Source organism: Candidatus Saccharibacteria bacterium oral taxon 488 (genome assembly GCA_010202845.1).
GTDB lineage: Bacteria > Patescibacteriota > Saccharimonadia > Saccharimonadales > Saccharimonadaceae > Nanosynbacter.
The window spans coordinates 420,090-436,545 of sequence record CP047921.1 but is presented as its reverse complement, the minus strand read 5'-3'; the positions used below and the strand labels follow the sequence as shown (position 1 = coordinate 436,545).

The 16,456-nt window shown below is 50.1% G+C and carries 29 protein-coding genes; 26 read left to right on the top strand and 3 right to left on the bottom strand.

The genetic code is table 11. The features are described from left to right. Nucleotides 1–51 precede the first annotated feature (51 nt). Nucleotides 52–2,139 carry an elongation factor G gene (gene fusA, locus GWK78_02315; GenBank protein ID QHU93854.1) on the top strand — a complete coding sequence of 696 codons (2,088 nt, stop codon included), beginning with the start codon at nucleotides 52–54 and terminating at the stop codon, nucleotides 2,137–2,139. Between the two features lie 107 nt (nucleotides 2,140–2,246). On the opposite strand, the gene GWK78_02310 is transcribed toward fusA, so the two are convergent. Further along, nucleotides 2,247–2,972, bottom strand: a complete 726-nt coding sequence (locus tag GWK78_02310; protein QHU93853.1) for a hypothetical protein — start codon at nucleotides 2,970–2,972, stop codon at nucleotides 2,247–2,249. A gap of 266 nt (nucleotides 2,973–3,238) precedes the next feature. Between GWK78_02310 and rplC the strand changes: the two genes are divergently transcribed. Genes rplC through rpsH form a run of 16 tightly spaced genes read left to right on the top strand, consistent with a single transcriptional unit; the run spans nucleotide 3,239 to nucleotide 10,044 of the window. Continuing rightward, nucleotides 3,239–3,853, top strand: a complete 615-nt coding sequence (rplC, locus tag GWK78_02305) for a 50S ribosomal protein L3 (protein QHU93852.1) — start codon at nucleotides 3,239–3,241, stop codon at nucleotides 3,851–3,853. After that, nucleotides 3,853–4,452, top strand: a complete 600-nt coding sequence (gene rplD, locus GWK78_02300) for a 50S ribosomal protein L4 (protein ID QHU93851.1) — start codon at nucleotides 3,853–3,855, stop codon at nucleotides 4,450–4,452. The genes rplC and rplD overlap by 1 nt, the downstream gene beginning before the upstream one ends. A 1-nt stretch (nucleotide 4,453) precedes the next feature. Beyond that, nucleotides 4,454–4,774 carry a 50S ribosomal protein L23 gene (rplW, locus tag GWK78_02295; protein ID QHU93850.1) on the top strand — a complete coding sequence of 107 codons (321 nt, stop codon included), beginning with the start codon at nucleotides 4,454–4,456 and terminating at the stop codon, nucleotides 4,772–4,774. After that, entirely contained in the window at nucleotides 4,774–5,613 is an 840-nt protein-coding gene (rplB, locus tag GWK78_02290; GenBank protein ID QHU93849.1) for a 50S ribosomal protein L2, read from the top strand. The genes rplW and rplB overlap by 1 nt, the downstream gene beginning before the upstream one ends. Nucleotides 5,614–5,619: 6 nt before the next feature. Next, complete coding sequence (gene rpsS, locus GWK78_02285) at nucleotides 5,620–5,886, top strand: 30S ribosomal protein S19 (GenBank protein QHU93848.1); 267 nt, start codon at nucleotides 5,620–5,622, stop codon at nucleotides 5,884–5,886. Nucleotides 5,887–5,888: 2 nt separating this feature from the next. Next, complete coding sequence (rplV, locus tag GWK78_02280; GenBank protein QHU93847.1) at nucleotides 5,889–6,353, top strand: 50S ribosomal protein L22; 465 nt, start codon at nucleotides 5,889–5,891, stop codon at nucleotides 6,351–6,353. Then, complete coding sequence (gene rpsC / locus GWK78_02275; protein QHU93846.1) at nucleotides 6,354–6,989, top strand: 30S ribosomal protein S3; 636 nt, start codon at nucleotides 6,354–6,356, stop codon at nucleotides 6,987–6,989. Then, nucleotides 6,990–7,403, top strand: coding sequence for a 50S ribosomal protein L16 (rplP, locus tag GWK78_02270; protein ID QHU93845.1), 414 nt, complete (start codon nucleotides 6,990–6,992; stop codon nucleotides 7,401–7,403). Beyond that, entirely contained in the window at nucleotides 7,403–7,609 is a 207-nt protein-coding gene (rpmC, locus tag GWK78_02265; protein QHU93844.1) for a 50S ribosomal protein L29, read from the top strand. Before rplP ends, rpmC begins: the two co-directional genes overlap by 1 nt. Further along, nucleotides 7,609–7,920: a 30S ribosomal protein S17 gene (gene rpsQ / locus GWK78_02260; GenBank protein ID QHU93843.1), complete on the top strand. Its 312-nt coding sequence runs from the start codon at nucleotides 7,609–7,611 to the stop codon at nucleotides 7,918–7,920. Before rpmC ends, rpsQ begins: the two co-directional genes overlap by 1 nt. Then, nucleotides 7,917–8,285 (top strand): 50S ribosomal protein L14, encoded by a 369-nt coding sequence (gene rplN / locus GWK78_02255; protein ID QHU93842.1) that lies wholly within the window; start codon nucleotides 7,917–7,919, stop codon nucleotides 8,283–8,285. Before rpsQ ends, rplN begins: the two co-directional genes overlap by 4 nt. Continuing rightward, nucleotides 8,285–8,605 (top strand): 50S ribosomal protein L24, encoded by a 321-nt coding sequence (rplX, locus tag GWK78_02250; protein QHU93841.1) that lies wholly within the window; start codon nucleotides 8,285–8,287, stop codon nucleotides 8,603–8,605. Before rplN ends, rplX begins: the two co-directional genes overlap by 1 nt. Beyond that, nucleotides 8,605–9,189, top strand: a complete 585-nt coding sequence (gene rplE, locus GWK78_02245) for a 50S ribosomal protein L5 (protein ID QHU93840.1) — start codon at nucleotides 8,605–8,607, stop codon at nucleotides 9,187–9,189. The genes rplX and rplE overlap by 1 nt, the downstream gene beginning before the upstream one ends. Next, nucleotides 9,189–9,353, top strand: coding sequence for a hypothetical protein (locus GWK78_02240; protein ID QHU93839.1), 165 nt, complete (start codon nucleotides 9,189–9,191; stop codon nucleotides 9,351–9,353). Before rplE ends, GWK78_02240 begins: the two co-directional genes overlap by 1 nt. Then, nucleotides 9,353–9,622 (top strand): 30S ribosomal protein S14, encoded by a 270-nt coding sequence (gene rpsN, locus GWK78_02235; GenBank protein ID QHU93838.1) that lies wholly within the window; start codon nucleotides 9,353–9,355, stop codon nucleotides 9,620–9,622. The genes GWK78_02240 and rpsN overlap by 1 nt, the downstream gene beginning before the upstream one ends. Nucleotides 9,623–9,642: 20 nt before the next feature. After that, nucleotides 9,643–10,044 (top strand): 30S ribosomal protein S8, encoded by a 402-nt coding sequence (gene rpsH, locus GWK78_02230; protein QHU93837.1) that lies wholly within the window; start codon nucleotides 9,643–9,645, stop codon nucleotides 10,042–10,044. 87 nt (nucleotides 10,045–10,131) lie between these two features. Here rpsH and GWK78_02225 read toward each other — a convergent pair whose 3' ends face one another. Continuing rightward, nucleotides 10,132–10,590, bottom strand: coding sequence for a hypothetical protein (locus GWK78_02225; GenBank protein ID QHU93836.1), 459 nt, complete (start codon nucleotides 10,588–10,590; stop codon nucleotides 10,132–10,134). Nucleotides 10,591–10,728: 138 nt separating this feature from the next. Here GWK78_02225 and GWK78_02220 point away from each other — a divergent pair, with 138 nt between their 5' ends. The 3 genes from GWK78_02220 (at nucleotide 10,729) to GWK78_02210 (ending at nucleotide 12,479) form a co-directional block, all read left to right on the top strand. After that, nucleotides 10,729–10,974 carry a hypothetical protein gene (locus tag GWK78_02220; protein ID QHU93835.1) on the top strand — a complete coding sequence of 82 codons (246 nt, stop codon included), beginning with the start codon at nucleotides 10,729–10,731 and terminating at the stop codon, nucleotides 10,972–10,974. A 244-nt stretch (nucleotides 10,975–11,218) separates the two neighbouring features. Then, entirely contained in the window at nucleotides 11,219–11,824 is a 606-nt protein-coding gene (locus GWK78_02215; protein ID QHU93834.1) for a hypothetical protein, read from the top strand. A 106-nt stretch (nucleotides 11,825–11,930) separates the two neighbouring features. Then, complete coding sequence (locus GWK78_02210; protein ID QHU93833.1) at nucleotides 11,931–12,479, top strand: hypothetical protein; 549 nt, start codon at nucleotides 11,931–11,933, stop codon at nucleotides 12,477–12,479. Here GWK78_02210 and GWK78_02205 read toward each other — a convergent pair. Then, nucleotides 12,451–12,996 (bottom strand): hypothetical protein, encoded by a 546-nt coding sequence (locus GWK78_02205; GenBank protein QHU93832.1) that lies wholly within the window; start codon nucleotides 12,994–12,996, stop codon nucleotides 12,451–12,453. The genes GWK78_02210 and GWK78_02205 overlap by 29 nt on opposite strands. A gap of 197 nt (nucleotides 12,997–13,193) precedes the next feature. Here GWK78_02205 and GWK78_02200 point away from each other — a divergent pair, with 197 nt between their 5' ends. From GWK78_02200 to rplO, 6 genes are all read left to right on the top strand, one after another. After that, entirely contained in the window at nucleotides 13,194–14,159 is a 966-nt protein-coding gene (locus GWK78_02200; protein ID QHU93831.1) for a hypothetical protein, read from the top strand. Nucleotides 14,160–14,276: 117 nt separating this feature from the next. Continuing rightward, the gene (rplF, locus tag GWK78_02195; GenBank protein QHU94266.1) at nucleotides 14,277–14,810 is read left to right on the top strand and encodes a 50S ribosomal protein L6; all 534 of its coding nucleotides are present in this window, start codon (nucleotides 14,277–14,279) and stop codon (nucleotides 14,808–14,810) included. Between the two features lie 2 nt (nucleotides 14,811–14,812). Continuing rightward, nucleotides 14,813–15,163, top strand: a complete 351-nt coding sequence (locus GWK78_02190) for a 50S ribosomal protein L18 (GenBank protein ID QHU93830.1) — start codon at nucleotides 14,813–14,815, stop codon at nucleotides 15,161–15,163. Between the two features lies 1 nt (nucleotide 15,164). Then, nucleotides 15,165–15,383 (top strand): hypothetical protein, encoded by a 219-nt coding sequence (locus GWK78_02185; GenBank protein QHU93829.1) that lies wholly within the window; start codon nucleotides 15,165–15,167, stop codon nucleotides 15,381–15,383. A gap of 1 nt (nucleotide 15,384) precedes the next feature. Continuing rightward, nucleotides 15,385–15,975, top strand: coding sequence for a 30S ribosomal protein S5 (rpsE, locus tag GWK78_02180; GenBank protein QHU93828.1), 591 nt, complete (start codon nucleotides 15,385–15,387; stop codon nucleotides 15,973–15,975). After that, nucleotides 15,975–16,448, top strand: coding sequence for a 50S ribosomal protein L15 (gene rplO, locus GWK78_02175; protein ID QHU93827.1), 474 nt, complete (start codon nucleotides 15,975–15,977; stop codon nucleotides 16,446–16,448). Before rpsE ends, rplO begins: the two co-directional genes overlap by 1 nt. Nucleotides 16,449–16,456 lie beyond the last annotated feature (8 nt).

Genomic DNA, 16,456 nt, shown 5'->3' with positions numbered 1-16,456 from the left:
ATAGCTCCGGAGAATCTCGAACAATAACCATTTTTAACAAAGGAAAGAAGAATGGCAGCAAACGTTCCATTACAAAACTTTAGAAATATTGGTATTATTGCCCATATTGACGCCGGTAAAACGACGACCACTGAGGGCATCTTGTACCGCACTGGTTTGACGCATAAAATTGGCGTGGTCAAGGGTGATGGCGATGGTGCTACCACCGACTGGATGGCGCAAGAAAAGGAGCGCGGCATCACCATCACTTCGGCGGCGGTGACCTGCTTCTGGAAAGACCATAAGATTAACATCATCGACACCCCAGGGCACATCGACTTTACCGCTGAGGTGGAGCGTTCGCTGCGCGTGCTCGATGGCGCTGTTACTGTATTCGACGGCAAAATGGGTGTCGAGGCTCAGTCCGAGACGGTGTGGCGCCAGGCTAACAAATACGGCGTGCCACGCATCTGTTTCGTTAACAAGATCAACCAGACCGGCGGCGACTTTTGGAAATCGCTAGAGTCGATTCATAATCGCTTGAGTAAACAAGCCTTTCCGATTCACATCCCAATTGGTTTTGAAAAGACTATCAACGGCGTGGTTGACCTCATCGACATGAAAGCTTACACCTACGATGACTACACTGATCATGAGCTAAAGGTCGGCGAGATCCCAGCCGACATGCTGGAGAAGGCGAAGAATGCTCGCGCCCTGCTAGTGGAGAATGCCGTTGAAGCTGACGATGAATTGATGATGAAGTTCCTCGACCAGGGTGAAGAGGCAATTACTATTGATGAACTAAAATCTGCGTTGCGTAAGCGGGTGCTGGCTGGCGACTTTTACCTAGTGACTGGCGGTGACGGCCGCGGCGTCATCGTCGAGAAGCTGCTTGACTTGATGGTTGACTTCTTACCAAGCCCATTGGACGTTGACGAAATTTGGGGTAAGAATCCAAAGACTGGTGATGAAGTGGGCCGCAAGCCAGACGAGAAAGAGCCAATGAGCGCCCTGGCGTTCAAGATCGCCACTGACCCATTTGTTGGTAAGTTGATCTTCATCCGCGTCTACTCCGGCGTCTTGAGCTCGGGCAGCTACGTCCTGAATACCACCACTGGTGACAAAGAGCGCATCGGCCGTATCGTGCGCATGCACGCTGACAAGCGTGAGGAGATTGACAAGATTGGTGCTGGTGACATCGCTGCGGTGGTTGGTTTGAAGAACACCGGTACCGGTAACACCCTGACTGACCCGGCACACCCAATTGCCCTGGAAAGTATCGAGTTCCCAGAGCCGCCAGTTTCTATCGCCGTTGAGCCAAAGTCAAAGGCCGACCAGGAAAAGATGGCACTCGCCCTGCAGCGCCTGGCCGAGGAAGACCCAACCTTCCGTATTCACACTGACGAAGAAACTGGTCAGACCATCATGTCCGGCATGGGTGAGTTACACCTCGATATCTTGATCGACCGCATGAAGCGCGAGTTCAAGGTTGAAGCAAACATCGGTGAGCCACAAGTGGCCTTCCGCGAGTCAATCAAGGGCCGCGCCGAAGTCCAGGGTAAGCACGCCAAGCAGTCTGGTGGTCGCGGTCAGTACGGTGACGTTTGGGTACGCTTTGAGCCAAACGAAGCTGGCAAAGGCTTTGAATTTATCGACGAGATTAAAGGCGGTGTGGTTCCTCAGGAATATCGCCCGGCTGTGATGAAGGGTATCAAAGAGACGTTGGAGGGCGGCGTTATCGCTGGCTATCCAGTGGTTGATGTCAAGGCGACGCTGTATGATGGTTCGTACCACGATGTCGACTCCTCAGAACTAGCTTTCTCTCTAGCAGGTTCGTTGGCAGCTCGTGAAGGTATCAAGCAAGCCACACCAATTCTGCTTGAGCCAGTCATGAAAGTCGAAGTCACCACCCCAGAAGAGTTCATGGGCGACATCATCGGCGACCTGAATTCACGCCGCGGCCGTATCGACGCTATGGAAGATCTGATGGGCGGCGCCAAATTGGTCAAGGCCTTTGTGCCGCTAGCAAATATGTTTGGCTACACCTCAGACATCCGCTCGATGTCGCAGGGTCGCGCCGCCAGCACCATGGAGCTAGCACAGTACGAGGAAGTACCGCCAAACGTGGCGCAGGAGATCATCGAGAAGCGCAATGCCTAGGGTGTAGTGATAACAATGCTAAAAAATGCCGCTCCTTATCGGGGCGGTATTTAGTAGGTGGCCTCAGAGTGCTTGCTATCGGGATTGAGCGGGTAGCTCGCGCCATATTAATGGTTGCATACTAACGCGTCGGACATTTCTTTGACAATGTTTTTTGCCTCGTGATATCGTGCTTGGGAAGCTTCCTCGGCAACTAGTGGTATCGGGTCGACAAGTTTAAGTTTATTATCATCATTAACTACTAGATTCCCGTGTCCAAATATGTCGGCCACTGCCTTATGTCCGTAGAGCATTTTTGTATTACCAGCCATAAACTCTCGGATATCGGGGATAGACCTTATACCTTGTCTTGGTATATCGGCTAACATTATGGCGCGCTTCGTCGGTATAAATTGCTGGCGGGCGATAATCATTGGCCGCGATGGATTGTACGGAGAACTGTCTATCTCGTACGTTTGACTGACCGCGATTGCTCCAAGCGCTGATAAGCATTTTTGTTGTTTGCCTTCAAGCTCTCGCACCATCTGCTCCATTTCTGCCTCGGTGTGATTAGAGTGACGATAATGAAATTTTATCACTGTATCTGTCTTGGGATCATGGGCGGCGATAGAGTGGTGGCCCCGACCAATAACACTCAAACCGAAGCGTTCTATGGGAGAATAATCCTTACGGTTATAGTAGCGTCCAAACAATAGTGGCAGTAACTTTGTAGCCATTGCTCCTTGTAAAAGTAATCTACGCGCAGGGTTTCTTACCTCGAGTAATTTATCTGGATTATTCTGACCCACAAAACGAGCAAACTCACCGGCTCGTTGCAAGATATTGACAGTCATAGGTTAACATTGTAGCACTATTTATAAAATAATAAAATAGGGTATGACTACTGTGCCCAAGCTATCTCCCCAGAGGTGTTTCTAGCGTTGACTTTAGAGCGCCACATATGCTACAATCACAAGGTAATTTCTATTACGCGTAATATCAACTGTTCTCCTTGATGAATGAGCAGGTCTGGTTATGATTAAAGCGCTTGTCATGAACGCCTCACCCAGAACCCAGAAACCGCACGTCATCAGGAGTATTTAAGTGGGAGTGAGGAAAAGTGAAAACACTTCTCGGTACCAAACTTGGTATGACCCAGCTCTTGGCTGAAGACGGCAAAGCCATTCCGGTAACGCTGATCCAAGCCGGCCCTGTCACCGTGACTCAGGTGAAGACTGTCGAAACCGACGGTTACAATGCGGTACAGGTCGCTTATGGAGAGGGTAAGAACCTGAGCAAGGCCGTGGCTGGACACGTCAAGCCAGCCCAAGTGACCCCGAAACACATTCGGGAATTCCGCGTCGACGAGATCCCTGAAGGTCTCAAAGTTGGCGATGAAATCAACGTTTCCGCGTTCGAAGTCGGCGATTCTGTCGATGCGACCGGAACCAGCAAAGGTAAAGGTTTCGCTGGAACCATTAAACGCCACAACTTTAAGCGTCACCGCAAGACGCACGGTGGTAAAGGTAATACTCGTAAGCCAGGTTCAATTGGCTCAATGTATCCACAAAAAGTGTTCAAGGGTAAGACGATGGCTGGCCACATGGGTCACGAGCGTGTTACGGTCAAGAACCTGGAAGTGGCATATGTTGACCCAGAGACCAATCTGATCGGGGTGAAGGGCGCTGTCCCTGGGCCACGAAAAGGGCTGATCATTTTAGGAGGTAACAAGTAATGGCTGAATCAACCAAACTTCCTAAAGACATTTTCGCTGTTGAAGTGCCAAACCACGAACTGTTGAAATTGGCATATGACAGCTACCTGGCAAACGCCCGCCTAGCAAGCGCAACCACCAAGCAGCGCGGTGAAGTTTCCGGTGGTGGTAAAAAACCATGGAAGCAAAAGGGAACTGGCCGGGCACGTTTCGGTTCAACCCGTAACCCAATCTGGCACGGTGGTGGTGTAGTCTTTGGCCCGCGCGGCAACGAAAACTACACCAAAAAATTGTCTAAAACCGCCAAGAAAGTGGCAATTCGCCAAGCCTTGACGGTAGCCAATGAAGCGAAGAAGATCGTCGTCAAAGACATCAAGACGACTGGCAAGACCAAAGAGGTCGCAACCTTCTTGGCTGACAACAAGTTTGAGCGCCGCGTACTGATCGTCGTTGACGAAAAGACGCCAGAATTAATGCGTGCGACAAACAACATCCAGAACGTATTGGTAATTCGTGCGAGCTACCTCAGCGTCTACCACATTCTGAATGCGGATACCATTGTCATGACCCCGAAAGCTCTGCCAGTAATCACTGAGTGGCTGAGTAAGGAGGAAGCGTAATATGAAACAGATGACAATTATCCCACGCATTAGCGAGAAAGCCTACGCCGTGAGCGCCAATGGCGTGTACGTGTTCCGCGTTCCGCTGAACCTGAATAAAAACGAGATCAAAGCAGCGGTTGAAGCGCAATTTGACGTTACTGTTCTGAAGGTAAAAACCTTGGTCCAAGACGGCAAAGCTGTGCGTTTCTCACGAGGCAAGAACCGCTATCCTGGCACGACCACGCGCAAGGATTGGAAGAAAGCTTACGTGACGCTGAAAGATGGCGATAAGCTCGATGTGTTTGACGCAGTAGAGCAGCAGATGGAGGAGACCAAGTAATGCCAGTGAAAGCTTACAATCCAACCACTCCTGCTCGTCGCGGCATGACGAGCCAGGACTTGTCGGACATCACGACAAGAAAACCGCTCAAAAGTCTGATCAAAGCCAAAAAGCAAAATGCCGGCCGCAACAACCAAGGCCGCATCACCGTGCGTCATCGCGGCGGTGGCGTTCGCCGTCACTACCGTTTGGTGAACCACAATTTACCGGCTGGTCTGACGTTGACGGTTGAAGAAATTGAGTACGATCCAAACCGCTCAGCACGCATCGCTCGGGTGAAGGATCAGTACAATTTGTACCACTATGTATTGGCTGACACCTCAATGGTCAAGGGCAAGACGATTCAGACTGGCGAGGAAGCGCCAATTGAGGCCTCAAACCGCCTGCCGCTGTCTGCTATCCCTGTTGGTACGATGATTTATGCTATTGAACTGACTGCCGGCAAAGGTGCGCAAATGGTTCGCGCTGCTGGTGCCAAAGCTCAGTTGATGGCCAAAGAAGGCAATTACGCAACTATCAAATTGCCGTCTGGTGAAGTTCGCAAAGTTCGCCTGGAAGCTACCGCTGCCATCGGTACAGTCGGTAACATCCAGCACCAGAACGTGAAGATCGGTTCAGCTGGCCGCCGCCGCCGCAAGGGTATTCGCCCAACGGTTCGCGGTGTCGTCATGAACGCTGCAGATCACCCGCATGGTGGTGGTGACGGTGGTCGCCACGGTACTGGTAAAGCACCACGTACGCCATGGGGTCAATTGACGCTGGGTTATCGAACTCGCCGCCGCAAAGGCTCAAATAAATTAATCGTACGCACGCGTCACGACGCGAAGAGGAAGAGGTAAATCACGATGAGTCGTTCATTAAAGAAAGGTCCATTCGTCGATGTGAAGCTTGCGAAAAAAGTCGCTGCTCTCAGCCTTGACGATCGAACCGTTATCAAAACGTGGGCGCGCGCTTCGACCATCACCCCAGAAATGGTCGGTCGAACCATCGCCGTCTACAACGGTAAGATGCACGTGCCTGTGCTGATTACTGAAAACATGGTTGGCCACAAACTCGGTGAGTTTAGCCCAACTCGTAAGTTCCGTAAGCACGGCGGAAAGGATAAGAAGTAATCATGGCTGATACAACTTATACTGTTCGCGCTTACGCCAAAGGTGTTGACCAAACACCACGCAAGGTTAGCTTGGTGGCTGCACTAGTACGCGGCCGCACCGTCGCTGATGCATTGGTTATCTTGGAACACGTGCCAAAACGCGCTGCTATGCCAGTCAAAAAGGCAATCGACAGCGCCAAGGCAAATGCCATCAACAACCACGGTTTGGACGCTAAAAGCTTGGTGATTACCACGTTGAGCGTTACCACTGGTACGCGTCTGCGCCGCTTTAAGCCAGCGTCACGCGGTCGTGCCTTGCCGTTCCAGAAAAAGACGTCAAATATTTTGGTTGAAGTAACTGGTACTGAGAAGCCAAAGAAAGCGCCTGCGAAAAAACCAGAGACCAAGGTCAAAGCAGAAACCAAACCTGCCAAGCCTGCAGCGAAAAAAGCCGCCGAAACCACGGCAAAAAAGGAGGAGAAGTAAATGGGTCAAAAAGTGAATCCAATCAACTTCCGCCTACAAGTTCACAAGAACTGGAGCTCTCGTTGGTTTACGGCCAATAAGAAAGAGTTTGCGGAGGCAATTCGCCAGGATCACGAAATCCGCGAATTGATTGAGAAGAAATTTGCCTCACGCCCAACCATCAATCGCATTGAGATTGAGCGAAGTGCCAACTTAATCACGGTAACCATTCACACGGCGAAAGCTGGTGTGGTGATCGGCCGTGGCGGTGCGGGCGTGAATGAATTGAAAAAGCAAGTTGAGAAGATCGTCGGTCAGGCAGTTCGCATCAACATCGAAGAAGTGCGCCGACCAGAACTAGCAGCCAAATTGGTGGCAGAAAACATCGCCCGCCAGTTGGAACGCCGTATCAACTTCCGCCGCGCAACCAAAATGACCGCGCAAAACACCATGAGTGCTGGTGCCAAAGGTATCCGCATCGAGGTGGCTGGTCGTTTGAACGGTGCTGAAATGGCACGCCGCGAGAAGGTGATTGAAGGCTCAGTGCCACTGCACACCCTTCGCGCTGATATTGACTTCCACTGTGCTCGCGCCCAGACACCAGCTGGTATCATCGGCGTGAAAGTGTGGATTTATAAGGGAGAAAGGAGTCGCTAAATGCTGTTACCAAAGAAAACCAAGCACCGCAAAGTGCGCATCGGTAAAAACCGTGGTCAAGCAACCCGTGGTAATTACATCGCGTTCGGCGACTTTGCACTGCAGTCACAATCAAACGAGCGCATCAACTCCCGCCAAATCGAGTCTGCTCGTCAGGCAATGACCCGCTACATCAAGCGTGGTGGTAAGATTTGGATCCGGATTTTCCCGCACACCCCAGTTACACGCAAGCCACTTGGTTTGAAGATGGGTGGTGGTAAGGGTAATCCAGAGTTCTTTGTTGCCAAGGTCAAGGCCGGCACGGTGATGTTTGAAATGCAGGGCGTTTCCGAGGAAGTAGCCCGTGAGGCAATGCGCCTAGCGAGCCACAAACTACCAGTCAAATGTAAGTTCATCAAGCGGGAGGACGCATAATGGCTGACGCAAAGAAAACCGCAAAGGCAGCAGTCGTAAAGACCGTTGACGATTTGAAGAAGGAACTCGCCGAAAAGCGAAATGACCTGCTTCAGGCAAAACGTTCTCACGCTGCTGGCGAATTAGTTAATCCAAAAGCGCTGCGTTCACTCCGCAAGGATATCGCACGCCTGCTGACACAACTTAACGAAAAGGAGAGCAAGTAATGGCCCGACGAACACTGATTGGCGTCGTAACGAGTGCCAAGCGCGACAAGACCATCACCGTGACGGTCACCAGCCGCGAAACGCATCCGCTCTACGGCAAACAGTACACCGTGACTCGCAAATACACTGCTCATGATGAGACCAATCAAGCAGGCGAAGGCGACAAGGTGCAAATCGAAGAGACCCGCCCAATTTCCAAGACCAAGAGTTTTACGCTGGTCAAGGTGATTGAGAAGTCTCGCGGTTCTATCAAACTAAAGGCTGAAGTTTCCGGCGAAGCTGAGGAAGAGGCTAAGGAGGATGACAAATGATCCAACAAGAATCTCGCCTCAAGGTAGCTGACAACTCGGGTGCCAAAGAAGTATTGTGCATCCGCGTCCTCGGTGGTACCCGCCGCCGCTACGCTCGCGTTGGTGACGTGATCGTCTGTTCAGTCAAAGACGCCAGCCCAACCGGCAACGTCAAAAAGAAATCTGTCGTTAAAGCTGTGGTGGTTCGCACCCGCGACCAAATCCACCGCAAAGACGGCTCAACCATTTGCTTTGATGACAACGCCGTGGTGATTATCAACGATGACAAGCAGCCAAAGGCCACCCGCGTCTTCGGCCCAGTACCACGCGAACTACGCGACATGGGCTACATGAAGATCATCAGCTTGGCTCCGGAGGTACTCTAATGGCTCGTATTCACAAAGATGACACCGTAAAAATCATTGCTGGTAAAAACAAGGGTACGACTGGTAAAGTCCTGAAAGTTAATACTAAAGATCAAACCGTTTTGGTCGAAGGTGTTGGCGTCGGACACCGCCACGTCAAGCCAAGCCAGTACAATCCAAAAGGCGGCAAGAAAGATATCCACGTACCGATGGACATCAGCAAAGTCGCGCTGGTTGTTGACGAAAAGTCAGGCAAAACCAGCCGGGTTGGTTTAGTAAAGAACGCTGACGGCGGCAAAACTCGCGTCGCTCGCCAAGCAAAAAATAAGGAGATTAAATAATGGCAGAGAAGAAAATTGTCGTGCCAGCTCCTCGCTTGAAAGCCTTGTACCAGGAGAAATACCTGAAGGAACTGCAAGCCGAATTAGATCTAAAGAACGTGCACCAAGTGCCGGCTTTGGAAAAGATCATCGTGAGCGTTGGCACCGGCAAAAAGAAAGATGACAAGCGTCACTTTGAAATTGTCAAAAACACCGTTGCAAAGATCACCGGTCAGGCACCAGTTGCCCGCCAGGCAAAGAAGTCAATCGCTGGCTTTAGCATCCGTAAAGGTATGGGTGCGCCAATTGGCGTGAGCGTCACGCTGCGCGGCGGCAGGATGTACGAGTTCATGGATCGCCTGATCAACGTGGCGCTCCCACGCGTGCGCGACTTCCACGGCGTTGGCCTGAAATTTGACAAGGGTGGTAACTACAACCTGGGCATCATCGAACAGTCAATTTTCCCAGAGTTGACCTTCGAAGAAACGCAGATTCTGCACGGGTTGCAGGTAACATTTGTCATCAAGAACGGCAGCAAGGAAGCATCAAAGGCCTTGCTCGAGAAGTTCGGCATGCCGTTTGAGAAGAAAGGAGGTGTCAGGTAATGAGCGAAACTATTAATAGCCTCAATCGTGAACACTATGCAGACTGGACACCTGAACAGGAAGGTTGGGGTGCGATTGATCCAGAGGACTGGACACCCGAGCAAGAAGGTTGGGGCATCCCAGATGATGAGCGTACAGTTGAGTTAGACGGAGGTAATGATTAATGGCTAAGAAATCAATGGTCGCTCGCGACAAAAAGCGCCTGAAGATGATAGCTAAGTTTGCAGCCAAACGCGCTAAATTGAAAGAACTTGGCGACCTCGACGGTTTGCAGAAATTGCCTCGCAACTCGAGCCCAACCAGGCACAAGAACCGCGACAGCATTTCCGGCCGTCCACGCGGCTATATGCGCCAGTTTGGTCTGAGCCGCATCAATTTCCGCGAAAAAGCAGCCAAGGGTGAAATCCCAGGCATAACAAAGAGTAGTTGGTAAGAAGGAAAGGAGATTCGACAATGTCTATGCAAACTACAGACCCAATCGCCGACCTTCTGACGCGCATTCGCAATGCGAAACTGGTTGGCAAGACGGAAGTTCGTGTTCCGTCCAGCAAAATGAAAAAAGTCATCGCTGAACAATTAGTCAAAAACGGCTACCTCGCAGATGTTAAGCTAGAGGACGCCAAGCCTCGTGGCGTGCTGGTTGTTACTATCAACGAAGAGGGTACCAACAGCACCATCAACGAGATCACCCGCGTCTCAAAGCCAGGTCGTCGTGTTTACGTCGGCGCTAGCGAGATTCCAAAGGTGAAAAGCGGCCGCGGTCTAGTACTCATCTCAACCTCAAAAGGTGTCATGACTGGTGCCGAAGCAGCCAAGGCGAAACTTGGCGGTGAATTGCTACTGAAGGTGTATTAAATTACGCTTTGTCAGCAATAAAAAGCGCTCGGGGAAAATAATCTCCGGGCGCTTTTAGTTGTCTATCAAATACATCGGCACAACAAGCTAAGACCCCAGCAGTGTAGACAGCAGGGCAACTAAAAATATACAGGCGATTAGCGCGACTGGCATCATGCGCTTCAGGGTGGCTAAGTCTTTTCGCCTCGTGGCAAAGTATGTAGCAAACATCAGTGCACACAGAGGGCTTAACGGTGGTGTGACGAGCAAACACAGAATGAAAATAATAGTATCAAATGATGAACCATTATAAATACCGAAAAAACCATTAAGCGGCACTCCCTTATCAATCACACCAGCAACAGCCACTGGTGGTAATGCGAAGATACTGGCGATAATTGCTGTCGCCTGCCACCACGTCAAACGATCGACAAACCGAGCCAGCCATCGTCGCTTTGTGGTGCTGTCTTGTGGTTTCGTTGCTTCGTCTTGAGATTGCGGCACTTCACTCTGTGGTGGTGTAGCACCCTGAGGTGTTGGCGGCGTTTCAATAGAATCCTTATCCATGATGATATTACTATAGCACACGGCGGAGGATTCTTGTGCCTCTGATGTGAAATCTAATCATTGTCTCGTGGTAACGTGCCATTTCACAAGAGCGTTTTACTTGCCAGTAAGGTTATTTTATGGCATCATCCTATAGCAGTGATAAAAGATATGTGCAGTACAAAGAATCGTGACCCTGAGGCCCAGTCTTCAATTGAGGCTCTGCTTGGCGAGATTATCGACGATAAAAATAAGCTAGAAGAGGTACATCGCATTGATACCAAGATAGCAGAGATTGATGATAGTATAGTAAAACTAGAGAAAATACTTGAAAATCCCAAGTCTCCTTGTGAAATAGCTAAAATTAGGCCTACTATAGCCAGACTAAGCGCTGTGCGTGATTGACTCAAAACAGCTCGAGAAATTAAGTGGTCTAACATCCAAAAAGAGAGACGCGCTACTCAAAAGAAGCTAGATCACAGAGTCAGTTGCATGATAAGTAATGAAGTTAACAAGATTAATAAACAGGGCAGCAAATATAGGGGAGACACGGTTGATAAAATTGCTGCAGCCGGTCTCGCAGCGCATATTTACGAGGCTATAATATCCGGCGACTTATTAGATAATCAACCACAAGAAAGGAATAATCATGACTCGTAAATCCCCAGACACCATCAGCGAAAAAATTGGTAACGTTTTACACCGGCCGCTAGCTAGCCTTATGGGCGTAGTGGCATTGTTTGCCTCTGGCTGCGGCCTGTCGGGATTGGACGCCAAGCCAGCCCCAGCGACTGTTACCGTGACCACGACGAACAGGCATCCGCAAACGACCGAGACGCCACGGGCGACGCAAACCGTACGCGTCACTGAAACCGTGACGCCGTCCCCGTCAGAACCAACCTCGCGTCCGACAAAGACTACGCCGAAAGAAGGAGACATCGTCACTATCGGCGGGAAAATCACCTGTGCCAACGGTAATGAGTTCGTCGGTGCTTGGGTGGAACGAGCGAATGAGGAAACACTAGAATCTGGTTGGGTGAAAACTACCCCGACTAGCGACCGGTCAGTCGTTGATGCTAAAGACATGGTGGGCGTGATCGGCGAAAAAATAAAAGTTTCCGTTGGTTGTGGTGGAACGAAGAAGGATTGGGGTACAGTAAGCTATTCTGGCTTTACAAAATTTACCGGCAAGGATCTTGATATCACCTGCTATCCTAACGGTAACAACGGCTGGTGCGAGGTAAAAGAGAAGTAGTCTCTCGGCTAAACGCCCCGTTGCCTTGACACGTACCGACCTCACAAACTACGATATTCTTATGAAAAATCATAAGGACCTGTCCACGGACTAACGGTAGCTAAAAATGATCCCGTTTCTGAAGCTTCCCGCTACTTCTAAAACTGACGTCATCACACTGCGAGATGTGTTGTATAATGATATGTTGCGGCTGTTTGTGTTTGCCATCGTGTTATTAACATTGTTTTATGGCGTAGGTGCGTTGGTGGCGGCTGCAGGCAATAATAAATATCCGATTGAATATTACACGCAGCTATTTTTTGACTACACGCCGGTGGTGCGATTGATCATTCCGTTGGGATTTTGTGTAGCGGTAATGGGATTAAAACGAGATAAGCGATGGTGGTCGTGTTTGGCGGTGGCGGAGTTCATGTTTGTTGTTAACTTTAGTAATCAAACGTATCATTTTGAGCTTAGTGGGATGCTGTCGCTCATTTCTGCCGTTTTATTAATGATTTGTGCATGGCGTTTGTGGGATTATTATGAGCTGCGGCGGGTGTATCATTATGACACGCCACAGTTGACGCGGCCGGCACTGGGGGCGTACATCACGCTAGCGATAGCGTCCTTGCTCATGCTGATACCGCTCAGTTGGACGTCGTGGTTTTGGCGGTGAGTTGCGGTCTACTAGGCTTGGTTGTCGGTGCCGGCGTGACCGTTATCCTCCCGTTCGTTATCTCGGTAATCACGCCGATGACTCGATTGTCTTTATTGCCAATCGGCGCGAATGTTGCCCGCGTGCCCACCGGTGGCAGGCGCAGCGGATTCATGGTGTTGATAGGTATAGTGATCGTCTTGCCATATTCCTTGAGCCGCCAAAAGCTGTCCGCCTCAATCTCGATAATAGTTACCGCGCCACTAATCAACAGGCCATCATTATCTAGTCGCGCATATGTCTCGAGTGCCTCCAAGCGATCCCTCTGCGGCGTGTCTTTGTGAGCGCACTGCCAGATGTAGAAAAGTGTGGACGCGATAAGCAGCGCAAAATTGAGCAGGTATACAACATAAGCTAGTATCGGCCCAAAAACCGCAGTCATCGTTCCATTGCGCGCCAAAATATACAGTAGCACCGTGGATACAGAAAAGACGACGAAGCTTATTTTTACGATGAGGTATTTTGAGATCACAAGCATATATTAGCACACTTCCGATGGCCTCATGATACGCGCCTATGGGTAAGTAAACTGCCAAAATAATTTGCGGTTAGTCAGTAAAGCTTCAGCATAAACCGGCACTGTGTATATATTGACATACGGCACACATATAGTATAATTGAGAGGCTAGATAATTTGTATTAAAGTGGAGTTTTCACTCTTTGGGAGAATAGCACATGCACGAGTTAGCACAACCAAACGACAAAGACAGCCGTCTTGAGATACATGAAAGACCAATTGATCATACTGATACGACAAATCGTCTCAGTGCCGCTGCTATCGTGAATACATTGGGTCCAGGATTAAACATCAAGATGCTGACGCCAGATCAAATGAACGCCATTCATGGCTATTATGATGATCTTTTCCAGAAACGGACTGAATTATGGCAAACGGTATTTGACTCCAAGAAAATTCGACCATACGGCCTTTCGGAGGATTTTTCAACCATAGGCGAAGCTTATCGTGAGCTGGATGTGATCAATGGTGATCCGACGGAGCATATGCTATCACTTCAGAATACCTTCGCCCATTATTGTGCAGATGGTCAGCATGATCTTGTATTCAAAGGCTTAGATGCTAAGCAATATGACCTATACAGGCTTCTCAAAGAAGAACTCAAGGAGGTGCGCGAATTTAATCTAGTAGCAGGTTCGTCAGTAGATGTGAGTCACGATAGAGATGGCGCTACATATGACTTAACCTTCGGCACCTATCTGGAGGGAATGCCTCTCAGTCAGTTCAAATGTAAGGGAATGGGGCGCAGCTACGAGCATGGAATTGTCGGCTACAATGACGCACAGCCCGCTACCGCCAAAACAATTGACGGACTTAGGAGGGCTGCACGTGTATTATCGGGTCTAACAGAATCTGTGAACGAGGAACTCTCCGATCAGCTGAATGAAGCGGGTATCCAGATTACAACTGATACAATATCTATCCAGGAAATTGGCGGTTTGGAAGAAAAGGTATTGGAAAGCTTTTACGGGCTAGAGGCAGATATGAAAGAGCGTCAGCAGATATGGCGCGATGAACTGATGGGTGCCGGAGGAAAAATTGAAACCGTCTCGAGACTCAGCACTAAGGCCATCCGTATGTTCGACTTCTTGAAAAACGCCGCTGGGACTGATCCTCAAAAGTAGGCAAAGTCCCCGAGAGTTGAATCGTTATATCACTGAGCTTATACCTTGCATTTCACCCCTAATCCATGCTAAAATACCAGGGTTAATATCAAATCACACGAAAGGTGAGTAATGAGTCTGAGTCGAATCGGAAAACTGCCGGTGGTTATTCCGGCCGGTGTGACAATCACGGTTGACTCTGGCGATGTGGTCGTAAAGGGCCCGAAAGGTGAATTGACACAATTCATCACGCCAGCAGTTGAGGTGAAAGTCGAAGACGGACAAGTCACGGTTCATCCGAAGGATGAGTCCAAAACTGCTCGCGCCCAGCACGGTCTGATGCGCGCGCTGATCAACAACATGGTAATCGGCGTTACCAAAGGCTACGAGAAACGTCTCGAGGTCAATGGTGTCGGTTTCCGCGTGAGCTCCAGTAACAATGAGCTGGAAATGGCGCTCGGGTTTTCACACCCAGTCAAATACAAAGCCCCAGAGGGCATCACCGTTACCAACGAAAAGATGACCATCATCGTTAGCGGTATCAATAAACAGCAAGTTGGCCAAGTTGCTGCGGAAATCCGCGCACTGAAGAAGCCTGAGCCATACAAGGGCAAGGGTATCAAGTACGCTGACGAGCAAATTTTGCGCAAAGCAGGAAAGACAGGTAAGTAATCATGGCAGAAAATAAGAAATTACTCAACCGCGCTCTCCGCAAAAACCGCGTTCGTGCCAAGGTTTCAGGTACTGCGGAGCGCCCACGCCTGACAGTCACCATCAGCAATATGCACGTTAGTGTTCAGCTGATCGACGACACTGCGGGCAAGACATTGGCTGCCGCAACCACCGTTGGCACCAAAGCAAAAGGTACGATGAGCGAAAAATGTGCTGCCATCGGTACGGAAATTGCCAAGAAAGCAAAGAAGAGTAAAATTAGCGCAGTAGTCTTTGACCGCAATGGCCGCCAGTACGCTGGTCGCTTGAAAGCATTGGCTGATGCTGCGCGCCAAGAAGGATTGGAGTTCTAGTATGGTAAAGGATGTACCAAAAGAAACTGAGCGTCGTTATTACACTGGCCCGCGCAAGTGGGACCCAGAGAACTTTAAAGGCCTCTGCATATCTCCAAGTGAGGTCGTCGAACGTGAGATTGATGGTCTCTTGCACACCATGGCTGCAGCGGCGATTGATCCTAGAAGTGCTTTGCATGAGTTGAAGGTTAGAATTGAAGAAGGAGAGAAAGAGGATTAGTATGGCAGAACAAGCTGCAAATACTACCCCACGCGCAGAAGGCCGCCGGCCTCGCAGTCCGCGTGGTGGTCGCCGCGATGACCGGCGAAATGTGCGTGATGACGCACCAAAAGAGTTTGAAGAATTGGTAATCAACATTGACCGCGTGAGCCGCGTGGTGAAGGGTGGCCGCCGCTTCCGCTTTAAGGCGTTGGTGGTTGTCGGTAACCGCAAGGACAAGGTTGGTGTCGGTGTAGCCAAAGGCGCCGACGTGCAAGCTGCGGTCGCCAAAGCAACCTCAGTTGCCAAGAAGCACTTGATCACTTTGCCGCTCAACGGCGAGACCATTCCACACGACAGCGAAGTCAAGTTCTCAGGCGCTCGCGTGCTGATCAAGCCGGCTGCTCCTGGTACTGGTATCATCGCTGGTGGTGTTGTCCGACAAATCATCGGTGTGACCGGTGTTCGTAATCTGCTCACCAAGTCGCTTGGTTCAACCAACAAGGTGAACATCGCCTACGCAACCATTGAAGCATTGAAATCATTGGTTCCACGAGAACAGTGGCTCAACGCTCAGCCAGTCAAAAAAGCTGCTAAGAAGGAGGCTAAGTAATGAAATACAACGATCTCCAAGTTTCAGCAAACAAGAATAAAAAGCGTGTTGGCCGCGGTATCGCTGCTGGCCAGGGTAAAACTGCTGGTCGCGGTACCAAGGGTCAGAACGCCCGCACTGGTAAAAAGCTTCGCGCTATGTTCCAGGGCGGTCAGCGTCCACTGGCTCAGGCTGTACCAAAAGCTCGCGGTTTCAAGAGTCTGCGCACACCAGCTCAGGTAGTTTACCTCGACCACTTGAATGCCTTTGACGGAAAAACCGTCGACAACGCATTGCTGTTTACCGAAGGCTACATCGCCACGCCGTTCCACACGGTCAAGGTGATCGCCCGCGGCGAATTGAAAGCTAAGGTTGACTTGAAAGTACAAGCTGCTTCCGCTTCAGTTGTCAAAGCGATTGAAAAAGCTGGTGGCTCATTTGAGAAAGTCGCAACGCCACTGCGTCGAAGCATGAAAGAAGCCGAAGAAAAATAATCTTCCTT

Coding starts and splice junctions, on each gene's coding strand:
- rpmC (QHU93844.1), top strand. CDS start 7,403: ATGGCTGACGCAAAGAAAACCGCAAAGGCAGCAGTCGTAAAGACCGTT.
- rpsC (QHU93846.1), top strand. CDS start 6,354: ATGGGTCAAAAAGTGAATCCAATCAACTTCCGCCTACAAGTTCACAAG.
- rplX (QHU93841.1), top strand. CDS start 8,285: ATGGCTCGTATTCACAAAGATGACACCGTAAAAATCATTGCTGGTAAA.
- rplO (QHU93827.1), top strand. CDS start 15,975: ATGAAATACAACGATCTCCAAGTTTCAGCAAACAAGAATAAAAAGCGT.
- GWK78_02200 (QHU93831.1), top strand. CDS start 13,194: ATGCACGAGTTAGCACAACCAAACGACAAAGACAGCCGTCTTGAGATA.
- fusA (QHU93854.1), top strand. CDS start 52: ATGGCAGCAAACGTTCCATTACAAAACTTTAGAAATATTGGTATTATT.
- rplE (QHU93840.1), top strand. CDS start 8,605: ATGGCAGAGAAGAAAATTGTCGTGCCAGCTCCTCGCTTGAAAGCCTTG.
- rpsE (QHU93828.1), top strand. CDS start 15,385: ATGGCAGAACAAGCTGCAAATACTACCCCACGCGCAGAAGGCCGCCGG.
- GWK78_02205 (QHU93832.1), bottom strand. CDS start 12,996: ATGCTTGTGATCTCAAAATACCTCATCGTAAAAATAAGCTTCGTCGTC.
- rpsH (QHU93837.1), top strand. CDS start 9,643: ATGTCTATGCAAACTACAGACCCAATCGCCGACCTTCTGACGCGCATT.
- GWK78_02185 (QHU93829.1), top strand. CDS start 15,165: ATGGTAAAGGATGTACCAAAAGAAACTGAGCGTCGTTATTACACTGGC.
- rplV (QHU93847.1), top strand. CDS start 5,889: ATGGCTGATACAACTTATACTGTTCGCGCTTACGCCAAAGGTGTTGAC.
- rpsQ (QHU93843.1), top strand. CDS start 7,609: ATGGCCCGACGAACACTGATTGGCGTCGTAACGAGTGCCAAGCGCGAC.
- GWK78_02310 (QHU93853.1), bottom strand. CDS start 2,972: ATGACTGTCAATATCTTGCAACGAGCCGGTGAGTTTGCTCGTTTTGTG.
- rplB (QHU93849.1), top strand. CDS start 4,774: ATGCCAGTGAAAGCTTACAATCCAACCACTCCTGCTCGTCGCGGCATG.
- GWK78_02225 (QHU93836.1), bottom strand. CDS start 10,590: ATGGATAAGGATTCTATTGAAACGCCGCCAACACCTCAGGGTGCTACA.
- GWK78_02215 (QHU93834.1), top strand. CDS start 11,219: ATGACTCGTAAATCCCCAGACACCATCAGCGAAAAAATTGGTAACGTT.
- rplW (QHU93850.1), top strand. CDS start 4,454: ATGAAACAGATGACAATTATCCCACGCATTAGCGAGAAAGCCTACGCC.
- GWK78_02210 (QHU93833.1), top strand. CDS start 11,931: ATGATCCCGTTTCTGAAGCTTCCCGCTACTTCTAAAACTGACGTCATC.
- rpsN (QHU93838.1), top strand. CDS start 9,353: ATGGCTAAGAAATCAATGGTCGCTCGCGACAAAAAGCGCCTGAAGATG.
- GWK78_02190 (QHU93830.1), top strand. CDS start 14,813: ATGGCAGAAAATAAGAAATTACTCAACCGCGCTCTCCGCAAAAACCGC.
- rplP (QHU93845.1), top strand. CDS start 6,990: ATGCTGTTACCAAAGAAAACCAAGCACCGCAAAGTGCGCATCGGTAAA.
- rplN (QHU93842.1), top strand. CDS start 7,917: ATGATCCAACAAGAATCTCGCCTCAAGGTAGCTGACAACTCGGGTGCC.
- rpsS (QHU93848.1), top strand. CDS start 5,620: ATGAGTCGTTCATTAAAGAAAGGTCCATTCGTCGATGTGAAGCTTGCG.
- GWK78_02240 (QHU93839.1), top strand. CDS start 9,189: ATGAGCGAAACTATTAATAGCCTCAATCGTGAACACTATGCAGACTGG.
- rplD (QHU93851.1), top strand. CDS start 3,853: ATGGCTGAATCAACCAAACTTCCTAAAGACATTTTCGCTGTTGAAGTG.